Origin of the sequence: Christiangramia sediminicola, assembly GCF_031344135.1 — a bacterium.
Classification (GTDB): Bacteria; Bacteroidota; Bacteroidia; order Flavobacteriales; family Flavobacteriaceae; genus Christiangramia; species Christiangramia sediminicola.
This window is the reverse complement of record NZ_JAVJIU010000004.1, coordinates 130536-155964: the sequence shown is the minus strand read 5'-3', so window position 1 is coordinate 155964 and position 25429 is coordinate 130536. Positions and strand designations below refer to the sequence as shown.

Genomic DNA, 25429 nt, shown 5'->3' with positions numbered 1-25429 from the left:
TGAATTAAATTTTATTCGACAGGATTAAAAATCGAAATTAAAGGTGAAGTTTATTCGACCACCTTCATCTCCAACATAATATCCAATATTACCAGTAAACGCCTTAAAAGCATTGATGAAAATAGATCCACCGTAATCTGTGTGCCATTCGTTACTGTTATCATCATCAACCCAGACTCTACCGTAATCAAAACCAACACTAGCTCCCATTCTAATTGGTACGAAATTGGTTCTGAACTGAGTTACTCCACTTCTAATATCAATGTTCTGATAGAAGGCATACTTACCATTAAAACGTTCGTTCCTGTAACCTCTTAAACTGTTCTGGTTTCCACCTCCAAGCGTAGCAGCATGATAGAATTCATAATTATCCCCAAGTATCGCTTCACCACCAATTTTAGTAGCGATAGCAGCGAATCCACTTTCATGTAAAGGATAATTCAATGCAAGCATTGGTCTTACGTAAGCAAATTTATTATCGTATTCATCGATATTTGTCTTATAACCTGCAGTTAAATCAAGCTCAATACCTCTCGATGGAAATGCTACTCTGTCTTTATTGAAATAGTTATAGTTTATTTCACCACCAGCATATGCCTGACTTTCAAAAACATCATTTGCCTCGTTGAAAGTCTCTCCAATAAATCTATTTCCATCGTAAGCTACTTCCATTTTTTCTATCATAGGTTTGATATAAAAACTAACCAGCTCATTCTTTCTGTAGATCAAAGATGGCGCAAATCTCCATTGTTCAATTCTAACACGGTTATAATCTCTGGAAACATCATCCTGATCATATTCTGTATCATTTCCTGTTCCGAAGTAATTGATCACAAAATTGGGACTGGAATGATATGCCTCGATCCCAAGATTCCAATTCAGGAAAATATGAGCGAATTCTCCATTATAACCAATATCGTAACCTTGAGTTGCGAAGTAATAGTTCGCAAATACATTGTGTTGTGCGGTAAACGGATTTCTTACCAGACCTTTGATGGTGTAAGTATTATTAACCCCTAAACTGAAGCCCTGATCTGAATTAAAATCAGCATTCGGGAAGAAAGTAAATTGTCTTATTTTCTTTTTGTTAGGATCGTAATTATTGATGTCATAAGAATCGGTTAGCATTTTTCTTGCTCCCGGAGTCTTGATCGTGTTGTCTTTGCTCTTATAATCGAATAATTTAGCTCTGCTTTTATTCTGAAAGTCATAAGTATCATTTTCTTCACCACCCATAATTTTCAGTGGCACCAGATTAGATCCTTTACCTACGATTTTAAATTCATCATCACCATCAAGACCATAGATCCAGACTTCTCTGGTCATATCTGAATTATAGGTTTTTTCAGCGATCAATTCCTCGTCTTCAGTCATTAACTGAACTGTTGTTAAACCGTCTGGTTTACGAGTAATAAGGAATTTGTCATCTTCTTCTGTTCCGGTGAACATATCAAATTCAGCAAGATGCTCGTAATATTCCTGCGCGATCTTTTCAAGATTTCCTCGACGGGCTTTTAAAGTTTCCTTGATCTCAGCTACGTATGGATCCTGAACAAGGCCTTCAGGTAATACATCAAATGCTTCCTGAATAACCTCGTCTGTAATATTATTCTGAATATATTTTACCTGCTCTTCCCAGTCCTGCCATTGAGCATTTCTGATGAAGGCCTTATCTAGAGGATAACCGGCGATATTAAACCACTTAGGTCTTTTAACCATTGGGCTGTATTCTTCCATCGCTCTAAAGGCAGGGAAGCCTACTCTTAGAAGAGCAAGGGCAAATCCGTCTGTTTTAGGGAATACCTGGTCACGGTCTTTAGCGATTGGAAGGTATTTTTTCTTTCCGTTCTCATCTTCAAACTCAGCCCATTCATACTGACCTTCGTGTCTATCCCAGTCACCAAGAAGCATATCCAGAAGCCTTGCTCTAATGAACATGCTTTCATCTACATAAACGTCTTTGGTTTCTCTTAATTCTAAAAGAAGGTCTGATGTATTCACTATATCTTCAGCACCGCCAAAGAATTCAAGGTCTTTGTTTTCACCGCCAATGTGAGCTTCGAACATATAAAGTTCATCTCCATATTCTTCATTATAAACTCCAAGCGCTTCCTGCTTCGGAACATAATACAAGTCTGAATTCGGGTGAAAAATATCCAGTTCATCCATAAATCTTCCCGCAGGAAAAGTCCCATATGGAAATGCAGTAGTATAAAAATCCTGAACATAACGTTCAGCAACCGTATTCTCTAAATATTCTTCAACGTAATGGGTAGTAACTACGGTACTTTGCAGAAACTGTAAAGCACTTTTCTTAAGTGCTCTCATAGTATATTCGTGATCGTTTTCATCTACAAATCCTAAAGATCGAGATTGGTGACCACCACCAGCTCCAAGTACTTTCAGGTCTCCTGGAAGTGTATCTAAATATAATACCGGGAATTCAAACTTTTTGCTGTAAAGGGGACGATAATGTTCACCCCAAATCGCTTTGAAAAGGCCGTCCTTATCGGTTTCTTCCTCTGTGTAAACAGATGCCATTTTGGTGCTTCCAAGTTTTGTATTAGGCCACTCTACCTCCGATAACGTTGGTCTTTCACGAGAGATCTGCTTATTGAATATTTCTTCGGTGCCAGATTCCAGAACTTTAAAAAATTCAACATTAGAACTTCCGTTTTTAAATAGATTCAATTTTGCATAACCTAAATTATAAGCTGCGAAATCCCCGTTATCCTTTTCCGGTTTTGCCTTTTTTGGATCTTCTGTAATTCCGGCTATAATCTGTTCTACATCATCATCCTGAACATACTGTAGGTTCTGATCTTTACCTGAAAGGAAAATCACGTCATTATACTGTCTTGCCAGTGTTTCCAGTGTACCCATCAACTCTTTCAGTTTTGGATTTCTTTCTGTCTGACTACCATATCCTATGATCTTTTGAAAAAATCCTATCTTGGTTTGAGTCATTACCGGGTGGTGAACTGCTACCAGTACTGTTTTACGCTGATTATCTTCCAGCTCATCATTAAATTCTTCTCTAAATTGAGCCCTTGTCTTGATCTCACATTTATTGTTCACGTATGGATGCTCATCCCAGTCTTCAATGAACCACTGAGAATCTATCATGATTAATTGCACATCGTCACTAAGACTTTCGCTTTCTATAGGGCAACCGTCATTAGGCCAGAATTTAGCTCTGGAATTATCCTGAAGAAATGATTCCAGATCATCTATATTATCTGGAGCATCAGCCTGCCATTCATTGTAACCAGGTGTGAAAACTATATTTCCCTTGAAATCATTTATAAGATCAAGCAAATTTGCCTGAAGATCTTTTTCTACATCGTCTCTACCATTATCTTTGTTGGGATAACCATCTTTAGGAACTAGATTTCCCACGATCACCAAACTTGAAGAGTCTTCTTTTTTAGAAGCTTCAACGATCTCTTTCAAAATTTTTCTATTGGATTCGTTACTTCTAAGTCCGGTATTTGAAGTTACATATACCGAATGGACCTTTTCACCATTATCTGCCGTATTTTTCTGCTGTGCCTGTACTGAAATAACCGAAAAAAGTAGGGATAAGGTTAAAAATGTAAAATTCTTAGAAATCTTATTTTTGCGTAGTCTTTCTTTTATGCTCATATAAGCCTAGGTTGTTTGATTGAAATTGACTTGTAGTAATAATAGTAACTTTCAAAAAAATCTAATATTCTTAGGATGTCATAGCTCTTTATAATACTTTAACATCCAAGCCTAAAAGTTTTACTAATAAATTTTCAGCGGTACTTATCTAAATTTTATTGTTTTGCCGATGTTGGTTAACTTTCGGAACTTAATTTGAAATTCCCTTGAGTAACAAACTCATTTTTATACTTGTTTTTTTCTATTTTTTGAGCGGTGCTGCGCAGGAGCTTCCGCCGGTCGTCAATTTTGGTCCTAACCAGTATTCTGCTGGAAACCAGAACTGGATGATCGCCCAGGACGATAGTAAAAATCTTTATTTTGCCAATAGTACCGGTTTGTTGGAGTACAACGGCGAGAACTGGACTCTATATCCTGTTCCAAACAATACGATAGTAAGATCTCTAAAAGTGGTGGGAGATCGAATTTATACCGGTGCCTACATGGAGGCCGGATTCTGGGAACGAAATGAGTTTGGAGAATTAAAATATACCAGCCTTGTTCCTAAATTTAATAATGCTATTGGCGATGGCGAGCAATTCTGGGATATCGAATTTCTGGATGATCTCATAATTTTCAGAAGTTTTGGAGGTATTTACTTTTACAATCCTGCTCAGGGTAGCATCAAAAAAATGGAAAATCCTCTGGGAAAACCAATTTCTGGGATTTTTAAACTTGAGAACGAACTATACTTTCAATATGTCGGAGCCGGACTTTACAAATTTAGTAATGGTATTCCGGAAGTACTTATTCCAATTAATGCTCTAGGGGAAAGGGCTATTATGCATGTTTACAAAAAACAAGGCGAATTGGCTGTTATCACCGGAAAATCGGAATTTTTTACCTGGGATGGAAATCAGCTTGAGGAAGAAAATCTTCAATTTAATACTGAATTAGGTAATCCTAATATTCTCGATGCTGTAGATCTTGAAAATGGAGGTATCGTTTTAGGAACCGTTGGGAAGGGTATCGTACAACTGGATGCTGAAGGGGCTATCGTAAATTCCTTTAACCAGAATAATATTCTGATGAACAATACTGTCCTGGATCTTTTTCTTGATGAATCGGGGAATATATGGGCTGGACTCGATTATGGGATAAGCTATATAGATCTCAGTTCCAATTTTCTTTCTTTTCAGGATAATGCCGGTGAAATAGGATCTGTTTATGCCTCTTATCAGGATGGGAATGATCTATATCTGGGAACTAACCAGGGTTTATATCTCAAGAAGGCTGACGAGAAAAGTTTTGAACTGGTGAATGGAACTGAAGGCCAGGTCTGGTTCATAGATAAGGTAAAAGGTGACATTCTTTGTGGGCATAATAGCGGAACCTTTCTAATTGAAAATGGAATGGCCAGTAAGATCTGTGACAGGCTTGGAACCTGGCTTATCAAGGAATATTCTGAAAATGTTTTTATTCAAGGCCACTACAATGGTTTAAGTTTTTTGGTGAAAAATACAAATGGCTATGAGGTTATGCCAATGCTTGAAAACTTTCCTCACTCTTCCAAATTCATCGAAATTGATGAAGATATAAATATCTGGGTCAGCAATGAGCATAAGGGTGTTTTTAAAATGTCTGTTAACGAATCATACACAGGAATAAATAAGATTGATAACTATACATTTTCAGGCGAGTCTGGGATCACTTCCAGTTTATTCAGGTTTAATGATACCCTTTATTATAGTTCAAAAGAACAGATTTATCAGTTTAATGAAACTAATGATGATTTTTCAGCTGATAATCGTCTAAACCTCATGGTTTCAGAAATCGATAGGTTGTCTGGGAAAATGGTTAGTGATGATAACTCAAAACTTTGGGGGTTTGCCAATAGAGGAGTCTTTTATATTGAGCCGGCGCAGATTAGTAATGATTATAATCTGAATTCTATTTTTATAGATCAGAACTTCAGGAATATTGCTGTTGGTTATGAGAATATCTCAACTTTTGATGATTCACAATATCTGCTTGGAATTGCAAACGGTTATCTAAGACTAAAAAATCTGAAAGAGGATAACGTTGATGCTTCCATTGCCATAAATTTTATCGAAGTAAGCGCTCTTGATGAAGTTTCTGAAAAGGTTAAAATAGGTGAAGCCGGTGAGTTTGATTTTAAGCGAAACAATCTCAGTTTTCATTTTAGTTCGCCAGTCCATGAGAAATATCAGGAATCACAGTATAGCTATCGGCTTTTAGGATTAAGTGAGAACTGGTCTTCGTGGAGTACTAGTCCTGAAGCTAATTTCAAAAATCTCAATTTTGGGGATTATACTTTTGAAGTAAAAGCGAAGATTGGTGATGATGAAACTTCTGTGGCCAGCTATAAATTTAGTATTGACAGGCCAATTTATTTAAGCGGAGTCGCCCTTTTAGGTTATTTTATAGCCTTTTTATTAATTCTTTTCCTGGTTCATATTTTAAATAAGAGGCATCATGAAAAAAGTGTAGCTGAAAATGAACGTGCTTTAAAAATGAAGAATCTTGAAGCTGAACGAGAGATCATTAAACTGAAGAATGAGAAACTGGAACAGGATATGACTAATAAGAACAGGGAACTTGCTGTATCTACCATGAGTCTTATCAAGAAGAACGAATTTTTGACCAGTATTAAAGATAAGTTGAAAGATTCTGAAGACTCAACGAAAGTGAAATCTGTGATCAAAACGATTGACAAAGATATTAGTGAAGAAGATAACTGGAAATTTTTCAAAAAAGCCTTTAGCAATGCCGATAAAGATTTCTTTCAAAAGATAAAAGCAAAGCATCCTGAGTTAACTTCTAACGACCTTAAATTATGTGCATATCTCAGGTTGAATTTATCCTCGAAAGAGATAGCTCCACTGTTAAATATCTCCGTAAAAAGTGTAGAAATCAAACGATATCGTTTGCGTAAAAAGATGGATTTAGACCGTGAAACCAATTTAACCGACTACATTCTCGCTTTATAACCTTTACATTTAACAAAAATAACTCTACATTACCTCTACATAAGGCTAAGATATTGAGATTTAACATTTTAATCGCGCCTTGTCACATCCTTTCTTAAGCCCTGTTTAGATTACGATATCATCAAAATACCCCCAACCATATTGCTGATTTCTCAATTGTAGATTTTTTGTAAAGGTTGAATTCCTTCCCTCATAACATTATGTTAATATATTGAGAAAGCAATTTTAATAATTAAACACATGAGGAAATTTACCTGTCTTTTGATTGTATTTCTAAGCGGGTTTTTTGGGGCTTATGCGCAATCGTTTTCGGTTAGCGGATTAGTATCTGATGAAAACAACATGCCTTTACTAGGTGTAAATGTCATTGTAAAGGGAGAGTCTAGAGGAACGACTACCGATTTTGATGGTAACTACACGGTAAACGATATCTCCACAGGAGATGTATTACAATTTAGTTATGTAGGTTTTCGTACCCAGGAGATCACGGTAAGCAATCAACAAACTATTAATGTGGTATTAAGTGCCGATTCTGAAGCTTTAGATGAAGTTTTAGTGATTGGTTATGGTACGCAAACGAAGAAAGAAGTAACCGGAGCCGTTAGTGTAGTAGGTTCTCAAACAATTGAAGATCTTAATCCAACCAGGGTTGAACAGGCACTTCAGGGTACTGTTGCGGGTGTTAATGTTAGTTCTACTTCTGGTTCCCCGGGTAGTGCTTCTACCATTAACATTAGAGGTATTAGTACAAATGGTAATAACAGACCATTAATATTAGTAGATGGTAACGTTATTGAAGATCTTAGTGTAATTAACCCTAATGATATTGAGAGTATAAATGTACTGAAAGATGCAACTGCCGGTATTTATGGAGTACGTGCTGCGAACGGGGTTATCTTAATTACTACGAAATCGGGTACATATAATACAGAATTAAAGGTTGAGGTTGATGCATATACCGGTATGCAGGAAACTACCAGAAAATTACCTGTATTAAATGCTACTGAATATGCGGTAATTGTGAATGAAGCTTACGCTGCAGGAGGACAGAATCCACCTTATACGAACTTCAGAGATCTTGGAGAAGGAGTGGATTATCAGGATGAAGTTTTTTCTACTGCACCAATTTCAGATATCAACCTGAACCTTTCAGGAGGTGGTGAAAAATCTAAATATTCTGTTGGAGCTGGTTATTTTACCCAGGATGGTATCGTAGGAGGAAGCAAATCTAGCTATGATAGATTTACTGCGAGAGCTAATTATAACCTGGAGATTATTGATAATCTTAAGTTGAATCTTTCAGGTATCTATACAAATTCTAACAGAAAAACTTTATCTGAAAATGCATTAGGATCTGTATTATTCAACGCGGTGAACATGAATCCTAACCTTCCAATCTTCGATGAAAATGGAGATTATACACTTGCAGAAGGATTAGGGAATGAAGTGATCAACCCATTGGCTCAGATCGCTAATACATATAATGATACAGATGTTAGCAAGATTAGTGGTGTTGGAGGTCTTGAATATACATTATGGGATAAATTAACTGCAAAAACTCAGTTCCAGTTCAACTATTCTGAAGTTGATGGAAATTACTTCTCTCCTGAAGTATTTTATGGTTCTGGTAAGGTTTTTAATGTAGACCGTAATAATATCACAGAGAACTTTGATATCTATCGTGACTATACTTGGGATAATTTCTTAACTTATGATGATAGCTTTGGAGATCATAACCTAAAAGTTCTTTTAGGTATGTCTGTATTCAAATCTATGGGAGAGTTTTCTTCACTTACAGGATTTGAATTGCCAACCAATGATTATGGAAGTGCTAGTGTGGCAAATGCCGCCGAAGTACTGGATAACTACCAGAACGGTGGTGACGAATTTGATACAAGATTACTTTCTTACTTCTCAAGAGTTCAATATGATTACAGAGGTAAATACCTTTTCTCAGGTCTTGTAAGACGTGACGGTTCTACCGCATTCGGTCCGGAAAATAAATTTGGATGGTTCCCTTCAGCATCTGTTGGATGGGTGATTTCAGATGAAGAATTCCTGAAAAACAGCGATGCATTGAGCTTCCTGAAATTGAGAGGTAGTTACGGTGTTATTGGGAATGATAGAATTCCTGCATTCAGATATACTTCATTATTAAATGGAGAAGGAACTTATGTTTTTGATGATGAACTTGTTTTTGGTAAAGCAGGTGGTGCACTTGGAAACCCAGAGATCAAATGGGAGAAACAGAAAACTCTTGATATTGGTCTAGATGCAAGATTCTTCAATTCCAGAGTAGATGTAACTATGGATTACTTTAAGAGAAGAACAGAAGATCTTCTTGTAGTTTCTCAGGTATCAGGAATTTTAGGAGTTGGAGCTCCAGGAGCTTCACCACCGGTAATTAATGGTGGTATTGTAGAGAACGAAGGTCTTGAATTTGCTATTGGGTATAACCAGAATGTAAATGATAACTTCAAGTTCAATATCAACTATAATGTTACTGCTCTAAGAAACGAAGTGATTTTTGTAGATAGCGATAACGGATTTCTAACCGGAGGTGCTTTCGGAATCGGACAGGAGCCGCCATCAAGAATGGAAGCTGGTGAGCCACTAGGTTATTTTTACGGATTAGAGACCAACGGAATTTTCCAGTCTCAGGATGAAGTAAATAACAGTGCTCAGCAAACTAGTGCTTTACCTGGAGATATTAGATATGTAGATCAGAACGGTGATGGAATTATAGATACTGATGACCGTGTGAATATTGGAGATCCAATTCCAGATTTAACAATGGGTATGAATTTTGGGTTCACTTATAAGAGCTTCGATTTTAATACCTATGCTTATGCGTCTTTAGGTAATGAGATCGTAAGAAACTATGAGCGTAATCAGCCAAATACCAACAGAACGAATTCTTATTTAGGTAGATGGACAGGTCCAAGTTCTACAGATAGCTTCCCTAGAGTAACTACAGGAGCTAATACTAATAACCTTTTCTCAGACTTTTATGTTGAGGATGGTTCTTATCTGAGATTACAGAATGTACAATTAGGTTATACTTTAAACTCAGATCTAATTGCAAATACTGGAGTTGAGAAGTTTAGAGTTTATGCTTCTGTAAATAACGCATTCACTCTTACAGAATATAAAGGATATGATCCTTCTGCATCTAACGGAGCTCCAATTGGAGGTGGAATAGATCAGGGATTCTATCCGGTGCCTAGAGTTTATATGTTAGGAATTAATTTGAAATTTTAAGTAGATGAAAACGAAATTTTATACAATCAATTGGATCCTTGCCTTTGCTTTTCTAGCATTGTCTGGATGTAGTGATGACTTCGTGGAGGTTGATAGTCAGGATGAGAACTCTGAAGATTATTTCAATACTCCTGAAGAATATGATCTGGCATTGGTAGGAGCGTATGACTTATTACAGTCTACATATCTAAACGTGATGCTGGGAGAGATCGCTTCTGATAATACCCTTGCTGGTGGTGAAAGTGCTACCGATGTTCCGGGTATTCAGGAAATCGATGACATGGAGCATACTCCGGTAAACCAGCAATTAAGGGATATCTGGAGCTGGATGTTTGCTGGAGTGAACCGCGCAAACTATGTACTGGAATTCCAGGATAAGATAGATTTTGAAGGTAAGAATGAGATTATCGCCCAGGCGAGATTCTTAAGAGCTTATTACTATTTCGAGCTAGTAAAATGGTTTGGAGATGTGCCATTAGCCGTTAACGAAAGAATTCAGTTCGGTGAGCAGTTCGATATTGCAAGATCTCCAAAAGAAGATGTGTATGCATTGATCGAGGAAGATCTAATGTTTGCTGCTTCTAATTTACCAGCTACTCAGGCCCAAGAGGGAAGAATTACTTCTGGAGCTGCACAGGCATTACTTGGTAAAGCTTATTTATATCAGAATAAATTTGCTGAAGCTGCCGCTGCTTTTGAACTGGTGATCAACGGACCATATTCTCTTGTTCAGGATTACGATTCAATCTTTGAGCCGGAAGGAGAAAACAACTCTGAGTCAATTTTCGAAGTTCAGTATTCAGATAAAGAAGGTGCTGGATTTGGATGTCTGCAGTGTAGTGAAGGAAATGTTGCTGTTGGTTTTAACGGAATTAGAAACTATTCGGGTCCTGTTTTTGAATCTGGATTTAGCTTTAATGTTCCAGTACAGGAAGTAGTAGATATCTTCTCAGAAGACGATATCAGAAAAGACGTTGCTATTCTTGATATCGAGGCATGGGCTGCTGAAACAGGAGCTACTTATTCTGAAGGATATGAGCATACTGGATATTACAACAGAAAATACATCGCCAGACAGGGAGACTTGAATACTGGAGATGCGAACCTTACTAACCCTAATAACTATCGTGCGATCCGTTTGGCAGATGTTCTTTTAATGGCTGCTGAAGCTAATTTCAAAAAGTCATCACCAGATGAGGATAAAGCAAGAAATTATCTAAACCAGGTTAGAAACAGAGCGGGTCTTGAAGACGTAACGCTTTCAGGAAACAATCTGTTAAACCAGATATACGAAGACCGCAGACTTGAACTTGTTGGAGAAGGACACCGTTTCTTCGATCTAGTAAGAACAGGTAGAGCTGCTGCTGAAATTGATGGTTTCCAGACAGGAAAACACGAATTATTCCCTATACCTGCCATTGAGATACAACTTGCAGGAAACAATTGGGAGCAAAATCCAGGTTATTAAAAAAAATTATTAAAACGAATAAAGATGAAAATATTCAGAATCTTAGCAATGCTTACCATCTCGCTTGTACTGTTTACAGGATGTGAGGATGATGAAATTATGAACTATGCATTCCAGGAAATTTCTGCTCCAACAGATGTTACCGCATCTTTTGATGTAATGCAGGATGATACAGGAACAGTTACCGTAACTCCTAGTGGTGAAGGTGCTTCTACTTTCGAAGTATATTTTGGAGATGTAGAAGATGAAACTCCTACAATCGCTATGGCAGGAGAAACTCTAACTCATGTATATGACGAGGGAGAATATGAGGTTAGAGTAGTAGCCGTTGGATCGACTGGTCTTACCAGCGAATTCAACCAGATGCTTACGATCGCTTTCAGAGCTCCGGAAAACCTTGAAGTTACTGTAGATCAACCAGCAAGTGATCCTAAGAACATCACTGTTAGTGCTTCTGCAGATTACGCTACTTTATTTGATGTTTACTTCACAGATTCAGAAGAAGAAGAGCCAACGCAATTAATGCCTGGAGAAAGCATTCCTTATTCTTATGAAGAGCCTGGAACTTACACAATTAGAGTAGTTGCTCGTGGTGCAGGTGTTGCTACTACTGAAACTACTGTAGAGGTTGTTGTACCAGAAGCTAACGATCCGGTTAAATTCCCGATAACTTATGATGAGCCAACAGTGAACTACGCTCTTGGAGTATTTAATGGAGCTAGTTTTGAAGTAGTAACAAATCCTGATCTTTCAGGAGCTAACACTGCAGAAACTAAAGTAGGTGCACTTACAAATTCTGGCGCTGCTTATGAAGGAGGTGCTTATAATCTTGGTGAGGCTGTAGATTTCAGCGGAAGTGCTAAGACGATTAGCGTTAAAGTTTGGTCTGATGTTGCTTTACCAGTGTTATTGAAGTTTGAAGGAGGTCTTAATGGTGAGCGTCAAACAGAAGTTTCAGTAAACCACACTGGTTCTGGATGGGAAGAACTTTCATTTAATTTTGCTACAGACGCTATAAAGAGTTATATAGATGGTAGTCAGGGTGTAGGAGAGCCTTTTGTTCCAACTGGACAGTATGGAACTATGGTGATCTTTATTGATGGTCCTGGAACAACTGCAGGCACATTCTATCTTGATGATTTCAAACAATCTGGTGCTCCATTTGAGTCAACAATGGTTCAGGATTTTGAAGGAACAAAGCCTGCATTTACAGTATTCGGAAATATTGCAGCTACTGAAGTTATTGATAACCCAGATCCATCTGCTGTGAATCCAACATCTAAGGTTGCTAAGCAGGTTAAATCTGCAGGATCTGAAGTTTGGGCTGGAGGTTTCTTTGAAACAGCTACTCCATTAGATCTTGATACTTACAGTACTATTAGAGTTAAAACATGGTCTCCAAAAGTTGGTGCTGTGGTAAAACTTAAATTAGAGAATGCTGATGCATCAATCACTCATGAAGTTGATTTGACTACAACTGTTGCTAACGAATGGGAAAATCTTGATTATGATTTCAGCGGGGCTCCTGCTGCAGATTATGTGAGAGTGGTGATTTTCTTCGACTTCGGAAACGCAGGAGATGATTCAGTTTACTACTACGATCAAATCCAGACTACAAACGGTGGAGTAGAAATGGCTCCTGATATGGTTCTAGAAGACCTTGAAGGTGATGCTCCTGCTTACACAGTATTTGGAGGAATAGATCCTATAGAGGTCATTGCAAACCCAGATCCTTCTGGTGTAAATACTTCTTCTATGGTTGCTAAATTAACTAAGAATGATGGTTCAGAAGTTTGGGCAGGTGCATTCTACGAAGAAGATATGCCACTAGATCTTGATACTTATAGCAAGATGAAGGTAAAAGTTTGGTCTCCAAAAGCGGGTGCTACGGTAAGACTTAAATTTGAGAACCTTGACGATAGCAGTCTTTTCTACGAGGTAGATGCTGTTACTACAGTAGAAAACACCTGGGAAGTACTTGAATTTGATCTTAGTGCTGCAGATACTTCTGTAGACTACTCTAGAGTGGTATTATTCTTCGACTTTGGAAACAACGGAGACGGATCTGTATACTACTTTGACGATTATACATTATCTAATTAGAATAATTGACGATTATGAAGATGATTAAAAAAATAGGAATACTAGTTCTGTTGTTCGGATTGTTCTCCTGCCAGGAAGATGATCTTACACTGGATACCATCATGGTTCCAGCAGATCTTAGTATCAGTTCAGAAATTAGTGACGACGGTTCAGGTCTTGTAGAATTTAACGCTTCTGCAACCAACGCTCTCACTTATAAGTTCAATTTTTCAGATGGTTCTTCTGCGGTTGCACCAAATGGAAACTATACTAAACGTTTTACCAGGACAGGTTTAAATACCTACCTGGTGACCGTTGTAGCTTACGGTCAGGGAGGAGTTAGTAGCTCTAAATCTGTTGAAGTTGAGGTTAGAAGTGACTTCTCAGATCCAGATACTAAAGAGTTTCTTACCGGTGGTAATTCAAAAACCTGGTATGTGGCATCTGCTCAGGCAGGTCACTTAGGGGTTGGACCATCAGAAGCTGGAGCTCCAGATTTCTATACTCCAACTTATTACACAGCTGCACCTTTTGAGAAAGCTGGTGATGAGCTAAGTTCTTGTTTTTATACAGATGAGATCACTTTTTCTGAAAGTGGAGAGAACATTACTTACGAACTTAACAATAACGGTTTTACTTTCTTCAACGTAGATTATGCTGGAGAATTTGGTGGATCTGCTGGTCAGGATGAATGTCTGGCGCTGGATACTTCAGGTGAAAAATCTGTAACTCTTGCTCCTGCTTCTTCTGGAATTCCAGCCGATGCTTCTACACAAACTGAGATCCAGATTGGTGGTGGCGGATTCATGAGCTACTATATTGGAGCTAGCAATTACGAGGTTCTATCTATTACTGAAAATACACTTTATGTAAGAGCCGTGATGGGTAATAACCCTGCATTAGCCTGGTACGTAAAGTTCACAACTACTCCTTACGCTCAGCAATCTGCTGGTGGAGGTGCAGAAGAACCGGAACCGGAGCCATTTCAGACTCAGTTTGAAGATCTGGCCTGGTCTGATGAGTTTGACGGAGATGCTCTAGATACAAGCGTTTGGAATTATGAAATTGGAAATGGTACAGACGGTTGGGGTAATAATGAAGTTCAGTATTATAAAGAAGAGAATGTGACCGTTCAGGATGGTAGTCTTTTTATTACTGCTAAAAGAGAATCTGAAAGCGGATTCGATTTTACATCAGGAAGAATTACTACTCAGGATAATTATGAATTCACTTATGGTAGAATTGAAGCCAGAGCAAAAATGCCGGAAGGCGGCGGTACATGGCCTGCTATCTGGATGCTTGGGGCTAACTTCGATGAAGTTGGATGGCCTGAGACAGGAGAGATAGATATCATGGAGTGGGTTGGAAATAATCCTGGAGAAACTTCTTCAGCATTACATTACCCTGGAAATTCAGGAGGAAACGCTGTGGTTGGTAGAACAGAGATTGCCAATGCTTCAACTGAGTTCCATACTTATACAGTAGAATGGACTTCAGAAAATATCATTTTATTACTAGACGGAGAAGAGTTCTTTACTTTCACAAATGAAGCATCTCTTCCATTTAATAAGGATTTCTTCCTTATTATGAACGTAGCCATGGGCGGTGGCCTTGGTGGCGAAATAGCAGATGACTTCCAGGAATCTTCAATGGAGGTTGACTATATAAGAATTTATCAATAATTGTTTGTTTAGGCTTAAATCCCCGGAGCTTCGGCTCCGGGATTTATTTATGTCTTCATAATATAATCACGTAATAATTAAGGTCTTTAAGGATCTTATTTTCGGGTGATTGTATTTTCTATAGCTATACTTATGAAGCGTTTATTATTAAAATCAATTCCTGCGTTAGCATTAATCATTAGCGGAATTTTATCTGCTCAGGATATCGCGGATAAAAAAGAAAATGACACCCTGTTTTTTGATGATTTTTCTGCTAGTTCTCTGGACAGAGAGAAGTGGAATGTTGTTGGAACCGACTTTTGGGTAAATAATGAGCAGCAGGTTTATGTGGATTCTACCGCAACTATTTTTCCTGTGAAAGGTGCCAAAGCAAAAGGAGTTGAAAATGCACTTATTCTAAAAGCACACTATAGTCCAAATTATATTAATTATCGTGATAATGATTTCGATTTTATCTCTGGTAGAATCAATACACGGGACAAAGTGATGTTCACTTACGGTACTGCAATGGCACGAATGAAATTACCTGAAGGTTCCGGATTTTGGCCTGCATTCTGGGCACTAGGTGGTGGAGAATGGCCAGACACCGGTGAAATAGATATTATGGAGTATGTTGGAGAGACAGACTGGATAGGTGTTGCCATGCACGGCCCAAATTATTCCGGAGAGACTCCATTGGTAAATAAATACTTTTTTCCAGAAGGAGAAGATGTGACCGACTGGCATGTGTATTCGGTTGAATGGACGGCAGAGGAGCTTAACTTTAAGGTTGATGACAGGTTGATCTATCGTGTAACTAAACCAATGGTAGAGCATTATGGGGAATGGGCATTTGACAATCCAAAATACCTCATTCTTAATCTGGCCTTAGGCGGAGCGTACCCATACAAAACAAATGGAATCGATAAACCATACAACGGCCTTCCAGAGTCTACAGTAAAACTTATTAAAGAAGGAAAGGCAGAAGTTCTCATCGATTGGGTACTAATTACTAAGTAAAATAAATTGGAGAGTCAGGCATGTATCAACGATCCAAATTTTAAAAATTGCCTTTTATCAATAGGACCTGAAAGCTTATTCAGCATAGATTCTATAATATTTAGTGGTGGAAAAGACTTTTTTCTCCATAATCTAATTCTAAGATCATGAAAAAATTATTCTTAATAATGTCCCTTTCGCTAGGGACCGTAGGACTATATTCCCAGAATTCAAAGATTCCAAGTTCGGTTAAGAACGTGGAAGCCAAGGTAGATTCAGTTCTAAACCTGATGACACTGGAAGAGAAAGTTGGACAAATGATTCAGTATAATGGTAGCTGGGATCTTACCGGTCCTGCTTCTGAGACAGGAAACAAACAAAAGGAAGACAGACTTAAGAAAGGTCTTGTTGGTTCCATGTTGAATGTACTTTCTGTAGAAGCTACTGAAAAAGCACAAAGATTAAATATGGAAAACTCAAGGATCAAAATTCCTTTGATCTTCGGTTATGATGTAATCCATGGGTATAAAACTATTTTCCCGGTGCCGCTTGGAGAAACTGCCAGCTGGGATATGGAAGCTGCAGAGGAATCTGCGAGAATTGCAGCACTGGAATCCGTGGCAGAAGGAGTGAACTGGACCTTCTCACCTATGATCGATATTTCAAGAGATGCCCGTTGGGGGCGTATCATGGAAGGTTCAGGTGAAGATCCTTATTTGACTTCTCGAATTGCGGTAGCAAAAGTAAAGGGTTACCAGGGAGATGATCTTTCTGATCCTAGAACTATTGCAGCTACGGCTAAACATTTCGCTGGTTATGGACTAGCCGAAGGTGGAAAAGATTACAATGCAGTGAATATTGGTAAAAATGAACTTCATAATGTTGTTTTACCTCCTTTCAAAGCTGCGGCTGATGCCGGAGTGGCAACTTTTATGAACTCTTTTAATACTATTGATGGTATTCCGGCAACTGGAAGTGCCAGCCTGCAGAGAGATATTCTGAAAGGAGCCTGGGACTGGACTGGTTTTATGGTTTCAGACTGGGGTTCTATCGCTGAAATGATCCCGCACGGATTCGCAACAGATAAAGTGCATGCTGCTGAAATTGCTGTAAAAGCTGGGAGTGATATGGATATGGAAGGTGGAGCTTACGAAGCTGGTCTTGAAAAACTGGTTGCTGAAGGTAAAGTGGATGAAACGCTTATTGATGATGCAGTTAGAAGAATACTTCGTGTTAAATTTAAAATGGGTCTTTTCGAAGATCCTTATAAATACAATGATGCTGAACTTTTGGCTTCTGTTCCTTATGAAGACCATAAAGCTACGGCCAGAGATATCGCGAAGAAATCAATCGTTCTCCTTAAAAATGAGAACGATCTATTGCCAATTAAATCTTCAGTAAAAAAGATCGCTGTTATTGGTCCTCTGGCAAATGATAAGGATACACCAATCGGAAACTGGAGAGCACAGGGAGAAGCTAATTCGGCTGTTTCTGTTCTTGAAGGTTTGAAAAATACCGTTGATACTTCTACTGAAATTACTTATTCCAAAGGTGTGACTTTAGGACAGGGAGAACGTAGCTTCTTAATGCCATTAAATATTAATAAAGATGATAGATCTGGCATTTCTGAAGCTGTTGAGAACGCTAAATCTGCAGAACTTGTAATCATGGTTCTTGGTGAAGATGCCTTCCAGTCGGGAGAAGGTCGTAGTCAGGCAAATATTGGTCTTGCAGGGCTTCAAAAAGAATTATTGAAAGAAATTTATAAAGTAAACAAGAATATTGCTTTGGTGCTTATCAACGGTAGACCGATGGAGATCACCTGGTCTGCTGAAAATATTCCGGCTATCGTGGAAGCCTGGCAATTAGGATCAGAAAGTGGAAACGCGATCGCAGATGTGCTTCGTGGAAAATATAATCCTTCAGGTAAACTTCCGGTATCTTTTCCTAGAGCTGTAGGTCAGGAGCCACTTTATTACAATCGTAAGAATACTGGGAGGCCAAGCAGTGCCGAGCATGTTACTTATTCTCATTATACAGATATAACGAACGGTGCACTTTATCCATTCGGTTTCGGTTTAAGTTATACCGATTTTGAATATGCGAAACCTGTAATTTCTTCCAATGAACTTAAGACTGGTGAAGAGATCACTTTAAGCGTGAAGCTTACTAATAGTGGTGATACTGCAGGGAAAGAAGTTGTGCAGTTATATTTGAGAGACATGGTTGCCAGTACTACAAGACCTATTAAAGAACTAAAAGGTTTCGAACTGGTTCAACTGGAACCGGGAGAATCTAAAGAGGTAGAATTTACGATAGATGAAAATATGCTTAAATTTTACTCCGCTTCAGAAAAATGGGAAGCTGAAAATGGTGAGTTTGAGATCATGGTAGGTGGAAATTCTGAAGATGTACAATCTGTTAATTTCAATTTTAGCAAATAATGAAAAAGTATACCGAAATAATATTATCTGCAGGACTAGTAGCGGGAAGTTTATTTTCATCCTGTGCCCAGGAAAAAGTGATCTTTCAGGAAGATTTTGTTGGGGATAGTCTGAACATGGACGTCTGGAACTATGAAGAAGGTGATGGATGTCCTAATCTTTGTGGTTGGGGAAATAATGAAGCACAGATCTATAACCGTGAGTATGTTGAAGTAAAAGATGGAAACCTGGTGATCACAGCTTTAAAAAAGGATGATCAGTATTATTCGGGAAAGATCAATTCTAAAGGAAATGTAGAATTTACTTATGGAGTGATCGAAGTAAGAGCTAAAGTAGCTACGGGTAAGGGCCTCTGGCCTGCTATATGGATGTTGGGTGCTGATATTAGCGAGGTTGGCTGGCCTGCCAGTGGTGAAATAGATATTCTGGAGTATATAGGTAGGGAGCCTCAGAAGGTTTTCACCTCATTGCATACACCGGCAAGTCACGGGAACACAATCAATACCAAAAAGACGAAGATCGAAGGTATAGATGAAGGTTTTCATACTTACAAAGCTGTTTGGACAGAAGAATATATTGAATTCTTCGTGGACGGCCAGCAATTGTATAAATTCACTCCTAAACAATATGATGAAAAGCATTACCCTTTTAAAAAGGATTTTTACTTTTTAATAAATATGGCTGTTGGAGGTAATCTTGGTGGTGCAGAAATTAATGATGAAGCTTTACCCGATAAATTTTATGTGGACTATATCAAGGTAACTGAGCTGCCTGAAGATCTATAAATATTAAGAGCGGAACTTTATTTATCCAAATTGTTCTGGATTAGCTCAGCTCCTATTATACCAGGGTTTCGCTTTTTAATTCAGGTTTCGTTTTTCGATGAAAAAACGTTTCAAAAGGGAGGATGCTTCTTCTTCCATAATTCCTGTTTTCACTTCTGTTTTCGGATGTAATTGTACCCCAAACTTACGGTAACCTCTTTGGGCATCTTCCGCAGCAAAAACAATTTTTGAGATCTGACTCCAGTATAAGGCGCCAGCGCACATCTGGCAAGGTTCAAGAGTGATATACATCGTGCAATTCTGAAGATATTTTCCTCCTAGATAGTTTGCTGCAGCTGTGATGGCCTGCATTTCTGCATGAGCGGTCACGTCATTAAGGGTTTCGGTTAGATTGTGTCCCCGCGCGATGATCTTGTCTTTGATAACAACCACAACCCCTACAGGAATCTCACCTTTTTCGTACGCAGATTCGGCTTCTTCCAGAGCCTTTTTCATAAAATATTCATCGTCGAAAGGAGAAAGCATTACTTCAATTTTAGCTGAAAGATATAAATTTTGGCCATTCCACTTCCTAATGATATTCGGAATTCAGTTTGCTTAACGTAACTTTGTTGAGTATGACCGAGATTCTTAAACATATTAATTCCCCCGAAGATCTTCGAAAATTGAATTCTGAAGAACTTAAAAGTCTGGCTCAGGAATTACGGAAATTCATTATTGATATTGTTGCCACTAAGGAAGGTCATCTTGGTGCAAGCCTTGGTGTGGTTGAACTTACCGTAGCTCTGCACTATATTTTTAATACTCCTGAAGATCTACTGGTCTGGGATGTGGGGCACCAGGCTTATGGGCATAAAATATTAACTGGTCGCCGAGATGTTTTTGAAACGAACAGGCAGTTGAACGGAATCAGCGGATTTCCAAAACGCGAGGAAAGTAATTATGATACTTTTGGTGTTGGGCATTCGTCTACTTCAATTTCTGCTGCCCTGGGAATGGCGATCGCTTCAAACCTGAAGGGCGAATTTAATAAGCAACATATAGCCGTAATTGGTGACGCCTCAATTGCCAGCGGAATGGCTTTTGAAGGTCTTAACCACGCGGGAGTCACCAAGGCTAATTTACTGGTAATATTGAATGATAACGCCATAGGTATAGATCCCAGCGTTGGTGCATTAAAAGAATATCTTACCAAAGCTCGCGTAGGCTACAAACCAGCGAGCGATAATATAATTGAAGCCTTAAACTTTAAATATTTTGGTCCGGTGGACGGTCACGATCTGGAAGGTCTTTTAAAGACTTTGAAGGAAATGAAAAATATAAAAGGGCCGAAGTTTCTTCATGTTATCACAAAGAAAGGGAAAGGGCTTAAAAAGGCTGAAGAGGACCAGGTAAAGTATCATGCTCCGGGAAAATTTGAACCAGATACCGGAGAACTTCTAAAATACGACACAGATGGTCTACCTATCAAATACCAGGATGTCTTCGGATTAAGCCTGGTTGAGCTGGCGAAAAATAATGAAAAGATCATTGGGATCACTCCGGCAATGCCAACGGGTAGTTCTCTTAAATATATGATGAAGGCTTTTCCGGAAAGAGCTTTTGATGTGGGAATCGCTGAACAGCATGCGGTTACTTTATCGGCAGGAATGGCTACCCAGGGATTTACGGTGTTTTGTGCTATTTATTCCACTTTTCTCCAGCGAGCCTACGATCAGTTGATCCACGATGTGGCTCTACAGAATTTGCCGGTTGTTTTCTGTTTGGATAGGGCAGGATTAGTTGGTGAAGATGGAGCAACCCATCACGGAGTTTTTGATATCGCCTATACCAGGCCAATTCCAAATTTAATTATTGCGGCGCCTAGAAATGAGGTGGAACTACGCAATTTTCTTTATACAGCACAACTGGGAATTGATGCTCCTATGATCATTCGTTATCCACGTGGTAGAGGAGTACTCAAGGAATGGAAATTAGCCTTCGAAAAAGTGGAGATCGGTAAAGCTGAATGTTTAAAAGAAGGTTCGCAGGTTGCTGTAATTTCTTTAGGCAATATGGCGAAGAATGTTGAAACGGCGATCGAAAACCTGGAGGAAGAAGAACAGAATAAGGTTGCACATTACGATATCAGGTTCGTTAAACCCCTGGATAAGAAAATTCTGAATAAAATTCTCGAGAAATTTTCAAAGATAATTACAGTAGAAGATGGCGTGATAAAAGGAGGCTTTGGATCTTCAATTCTTGAATATGCGGCAAGCCTATATTATACGGGGCATATAGAGCTTTTAGGAATACCAGATGAATTTATTGAGCAAGGAAGTGTAGATGAATTACAAGAAATCGCAAAAATTAACGTTCAAGGAATACAGCGAAAGCTGGAATCTATGATATGATTTTTTTATTTTCGCAATTCCGAAAACCCTAGCCAATAAATGAAGTTCCGAATTCTACTATTTCTCTTTTGTATTACATCACTCAAATCTTTAGCTTCTGAATTCAAGCATGTTGTAGAAAATGACACTACAGCAGTAGTTTCAAAAGACACTACAGTGTCTGATACCATGCTGGTTTACTGGACAGAGAAGAACACCTTTGGAGTGAACCTAAACGAAGTGGCTTTTGTGAATTGGAATTCCGGTGGTAACAATTCAGTTTCAGCCTTATTATATGCAAGCTTTCAGCGTGATTTTGAAAAAGATCTAACTATCTGGAAGAATTCTGCATCTATGCGCTACGGGCTCAACGCCCAGGAAGGAAGGGAAATGAGGAAAACTGAAGATGAATTAAGGTTGAGTTCTTCTTTTGGGTTCAGAACAGACAGCATTTCAAACTGGTATTATTCAGGGAAGTTCAGCTTTAATACACAATTTTCTAATGGTTACAAATATCCAGATACAGAGGTGCCAATTTCCAAATTCATGGCTCCGGGTTATACTTTCTTAGGGGTGGGTACTGAATTTTCGCATCCTGAAGAAGATCTTACAGTGTATCTTTCTCCATTAACATTTAAATCTACATTCGTTCTGGATCAAAAACTGGCAAATGAAGGGATGTTTGGTGTAGAACCTGCTGTAACAGATCAACTTGGAAATATTATCAAGGAAGGAGAAAACCTGCGAACAGAATTCGGGTTCTTGGTTACCAGTGATTTTAGCAAAGAAGTCTTTGATAATATCAATCTGAATAATCAGCTAAGTTTGTATTCTGACTACCTGAATAAATTCGGGAATATTGATGTAGACTGGCAGCTGAATGTGAACATGAAGGTGAACGACTTTGTGAAAGCCAATGTAGGTTCGCATATTCGTTATGACGATGATGTAAAGTTCAAGGAAGATACCAACGGCGACGGTAAACTTGAAACTTCCGGCCCGCGTATTCAGCTAAAACAGATGCTTGGTGTTGGAGTGGTCTATGAATTCTGACTAAAATTCAATTTAGTTCTGTGCTTACCGGGCTCATTCATGGTCCTGGATATAGTAACAGTAAACTCGGTACCGGAATCTTCTGAACTCTCTAGCGAAACTTTTCCTCCATGAGCTTCAGCCACCATTTTTACCAGTGTAAGTCCGATTCCCCAACTTTGCAGATCCTTTTTATTTGTTTCCGAAGAATGACGTAAGAAATTGAAGATCTCTTTTTGCTTGTCTTCAGGGATAGGTGTCCCGTAATTATGAACGGAAAGTTGAAGATATTGATCGTCTAGTTTAGAAACTTTAAGAGTTATAGGTTTTTCTGCTTTTCCGTATTTAACGGCATTAGTTAAAAGGTTCTCTAACAATCTTCGAATCGCGGTGGCATCAAAAACACCATTCAGATTTTCGTCCTCACATTCGAAAATTATCTTTTCTGAATAAACTTCCTGGGCTTCTTCATAAACGGTCTGTACATCTTCAAAAAGATTCATTTCAGAAAAGCTAAGCATCATTCCCTCTCCAGCTTTCACAGAGATAGAATCCAAAAGGCCTTCAACCATATTCAGTGCTTTGTCAACACTGCTCATGGTCATTTTCTTAACTCTTTCCACCCGTTCCGGAGTTGTGTCCAGGTTTAGCATTTCTATACCTAATCTGGCTGCTGAAAGTGGATTTCGAATATCATGCGCCAGAGTGCCAATAAGTTTGTTCTGCATCTCGTGGATGGACTTTGTGAACGATTCTATAGATTTAAGCATAGACTTATCTATACAGCATTTTAACAGGTGATAGACGGCTTTATTTTCAATTCTATTATCGTTAAAAACCCTGATGATCACATTATGAAAGATCATATATTCATGCATGATCTGTTCTGCTGTAAATTCAGCTGAAGATGCTCTGTGCCTGCCGTGTTCAAGACTATTAGCCTCGATCTTCGCGATCTTAAAATCTTCAATATTCCACTCAATCTCATCATGTCTTTCCAAAATGTCTATAATATCATCCAGAATATTCGGAATATGATCATGTAAAGCGATCTTATTGGCAAGTTTTGCCGCATCAACATGAATAAGTACTTCCTTTTCCCAGATGTTTATGATATTCTGGTGATTATCTTTGAGTATATGGGTAATTTTTTTCATAATGTTTAAGCTCAAATTACTGAAAAAGAATACGATAAGACATCATACAATTTCAGGCAAGAGGTCAAAAATACTTAAATAATTAAGACATTTTTTACCTCAAAAAATATAGTTTTTGATGTATTAAGTATCCAGCCCCTGGAATTTTTTAAAGGATGAAACCGTAAGACCGTCTGTTAAAGAGGCGATATAAGAACAAATACTTATTAATTTCTCATAGGTTGAGTGCTCTTCTCCTAAATAATCTAACTGTGGAACAGATTTAAGTACAAGACGGGTGAAATTTGAATTTTCCTCCTCCACTCCTGGAAGTATCGCCTTTGTATAGATATCCAGTAAATAGGAAAGCATTCTGTATCCTGCAATTTCCTTGCTGATCACTTCTTCGCTCTGGTAAATTCTTTCAATACTTATTTTAATGATGTCCTTGATCTGGGCTTCATAACTGCTTTTGTCAAAAAGAGATTCATGAAACTCGCCTTTCAGAATAGCTTCTTCATTTTTTAGAAAAATATCTGCAGCTTCAATTATTAAAGTATTTATTGCCAGCGCACGTAGATAAGCAAGTCTATCTGCAGTGTTTTGTAACTGATTGTATTTTGAGGTATTGATATTATCCTTAACCAGTTTTATTAAGTATTCCAGGGCATAATCTTCATCGATAAGCCCGAGGTTGATACCATCTTCAAAGTCTATGATTGTATAACAAATATCATCTGCCGCCTCTACTAGAAATGCCAGTGGATGCCTGGAATAACCAATGTCTTTTCCTTCACGGGTCTTTTTTAGTCCTAATTCTTCAGCAACTTCTGCGAAGGTTTCCCGTTCGCTCTGGAAGAATCCGAATTTTTTGTCTTCTATTTTTTGAGAAGGCTTATGCGGAAGTGATTCTTTAGGGTATTTAGTAAATGCACCTAGAGTGGCATATGAAAGTCTTAATCCACCTTCGATTCCCGGGCGATTTTCTGTAAGAATTTTAAAACCGTTGGCATTACCTTCAAATTTGATAAGATCCTGAAACTCTTTTTCGCTAAGGTCATTTTTGAACCTTTTACCATTTCCATGGCTAAAATATTCACCAATTGCTTTCTCTCCTGAATGACCAAAAGGGGGATTCCCAATATCATGAGCCAGGGCTGCGGCGGCTACTATAGCACCAAAATCGTTCATCTGGTAGCCGTAGGTATCTCTTAAATGCGGATGCTTTTCCAGTAATTTTTGTCCGGTAAGTCTTCCCAGAGATCGCCCTACTACAGAAACCTCCAAGCTATGGGTCAATCTTGTATGGACGAAATCGGTTTTAGAGAGCGGGATCACCTGGGTTTTATCCTGTAGACTTCTAAAGGCTGAAGAGAAAATGATTCGATCATAATCTACTTCAAAACCAAGTCTTGTTTCATTCTGTTCCTTTCTTAGTCTTTTATTTGTATCTCCAGAACGCTTCAGCGATAAGAGTTGCTCCCAATTCATATGAATAACTTTCTAATGGCTCAAAAGTATTAAAAAAGGGAAGTAATAACTACTTCCCCTTCT

General features: G+C 38.4%; 14 protein-coding genes. 10 read left to right on the top strand and 4 right to left on the bottom strand.

The annotated features are described in order from the left end of the window. Positions 1-24 precede the first annotated feature (24 nt). Complete coding sequence (locus RE431_RS11165) at positions 25-3645, bottom strand: BamA/TamA family outer membrane protein (RefSeq protein ID WP_309562066.1); 3621 nt, start codon at positions 3643-3645, stop codon at positions 25-27. A gap of 206 nt (positions 3646-3851) precedes the next feature. On the opposite strand from RE431_RS11165, the gene RE431_RS11160 reads away from it, so the two are divergent. The 8 genes from RE431_RS11160 to RE431_RS11125 all read left to right on the top strand — a co-directional run bounded on the left by RE431_RS11160 (position 3852) and on the right by RE431_RS11125 (position 19335). Continuing rightward, entirely contained in the window at positions 3852-6635 is a 2784-nt protein-coding gene (locus RE431_RS11160) for a triple tyrosine motif-containing protein (RefSeq protein ID WP_309562065.1), read from the top strand. Positions 6636-6875: 240 nt separating this feature from the next. Then, on the top strand, positions 6876-9896 hold the full coding sequence (locus RE431_RS11155) for a SusC/RagA family TonB-linked outer membrane protein (protein WP_309562064.1): 3021 nt from the start codon (positions 6876-6878) through the stop codon (positions 9894-9896). 4 nt (positions 9897-9900) lie between these two features. Beyond that, positions 9901-11364 carry a RagB/SusD family nutrient uptake outer membrane protein gene (locus tag RE431_RS11150; protein ID WP_309562063.1) on the top strand — a complete coding sequence of 488 codons (1464 nt, stop codon included), beginning with the start codon at positions 9901-9903 and terminating at the stop codon, positions 11362-11364. Between the two features lie 24 nt (positions 11365-11388). Then, positions 11389-13467: a phage tail protein gene (locus RE431_RS11145; protein WP_309562062.1), complete on the top strand. Its 2079-nt coding sequence runs from the start codon at positions 11389-11391 to the stop codon at positions 13465-13467. A gap of 14 nt (positions 13468-13481) precedes the next feature. Next, complete coding sequence (locus tag RE431_RS11140; RefSeq protein ID WP_309562061.1) at positions 13482-15128, top strand: family 16 glycosylhydrolase; 1647 nt, start codon at positions 13482-13484, stop codon at positions 15126-15128. A 132-nt stretch (positions 15129-15260) separates the two neighbouring features. Then, positions 15261-16127 carry a glycoside hydrolase family 16 protein gene (locus RE431_RS11135; protein ID WP_309562060.1) on the top strand — a complete coding sequence of 289 codons (867 nt, stop codon included), beginning with the start codon at positions 15261-15263 and terminating at the stop codon, positions 16125-16127. Between the two features lie 146 nt (positions 16128-16273). Then, positions 16274-18550, top strand: a complete 2277-nt coding sequence (gene bglX, locus RE431_RS11130; RefSeq protein WP_309562059.1) for a beta-glucosidase BglX — start codon at positions 16274-16276, stop codon at positions 18548-18550. Next, on the top strand, positions 18550-19335 hold the full coding sequence (locus tag RE431_RS11125; protein WP_309562058.1) for a glycoside hydrolase family 16 protein: 786 nt from the start codon (positions 18550-18552) through the stop codon (positions 19333-19335). Before bglX ends, RE431_RS11125 begins: the two co-directional genes overlap by 1 nt. A 75-nt stretch (positions 19336-19410) precedes the next feature. On the opposite strand, the gene RE431_RS11120 is transcribed toward RE431_RS11125, so the two are convergent. Next, positions 19411-19860, bottom strand: a complete 450-nt coding sequence (locus RE431_RS11120; RefSeq protein ID WP_309562057.1) for a nucleoside deaminase — start codon at positions 19858-19860, stop codon at positions 19411-19413. A 92-nt stretch (positions 19861-19952) separates the two neighbouring features. Here RE431_RS11120 and dxs point away from each other — a divergent pair, with 92 nt between their 5' ends. Next, a complete protein-coding gene (gene dxs / locus RE431_RS11115; RefSeq protein WP_309562056.1) occupies positions 19953-21728 on the top strand; it encodes a 1-deoxy-D-xylulose-5-phosphate synthase in 1776 nt (591 codons plus the stop codon). Between the two features lie 39 nt (positions 21729-21767). Further along, complete coding sequence (locus tag RE431_RS11110; RefSeq protein ID WP_309562055.1) at positions 21768-22760, top strand: DUF3078 domain-containing protein; 993 nt, start codon at positions 21768-21770, stop codon at positions 22758-22760. Here the strand turns inward: RE431_RS11110 and RE431_RS11105 are convergent. Both RE431_RS11105 and dgt read right to left on the bottom strand, forming a co-directional pair. Beyond that, positions 22748-23896 carry a sensor histidine kinase gene (locus RE431_RS11105; RefSeq protein WP_309562054.1) on the bottom strand — a complete coding sequence of 383 codons (1149 nt, stop codon included), beginning with the start codon at positions 23894-23896 and terminating at the stop codon, positions 22748-22750. The two genes, RE431_RS11110 and RE431_RS11105, sit on opposite strands and share 13 nt — an antisense overlap. Before the next feature lie 123 nt (positions 23897-24019). Then, on the bottom strand, positions 24020-25366 hold the full coding sequence (gene dgt / locus RE431_RS11100; RefSeq protein WP_309562053.1) for a dGTP triphosphohydrolase: 1347 nt from the start codon (positions 25364-25366) through the stop codon (positions 24020-24022). Between the last annotated feature and the right edge of the window lie 63 nt (positions 25367-25429).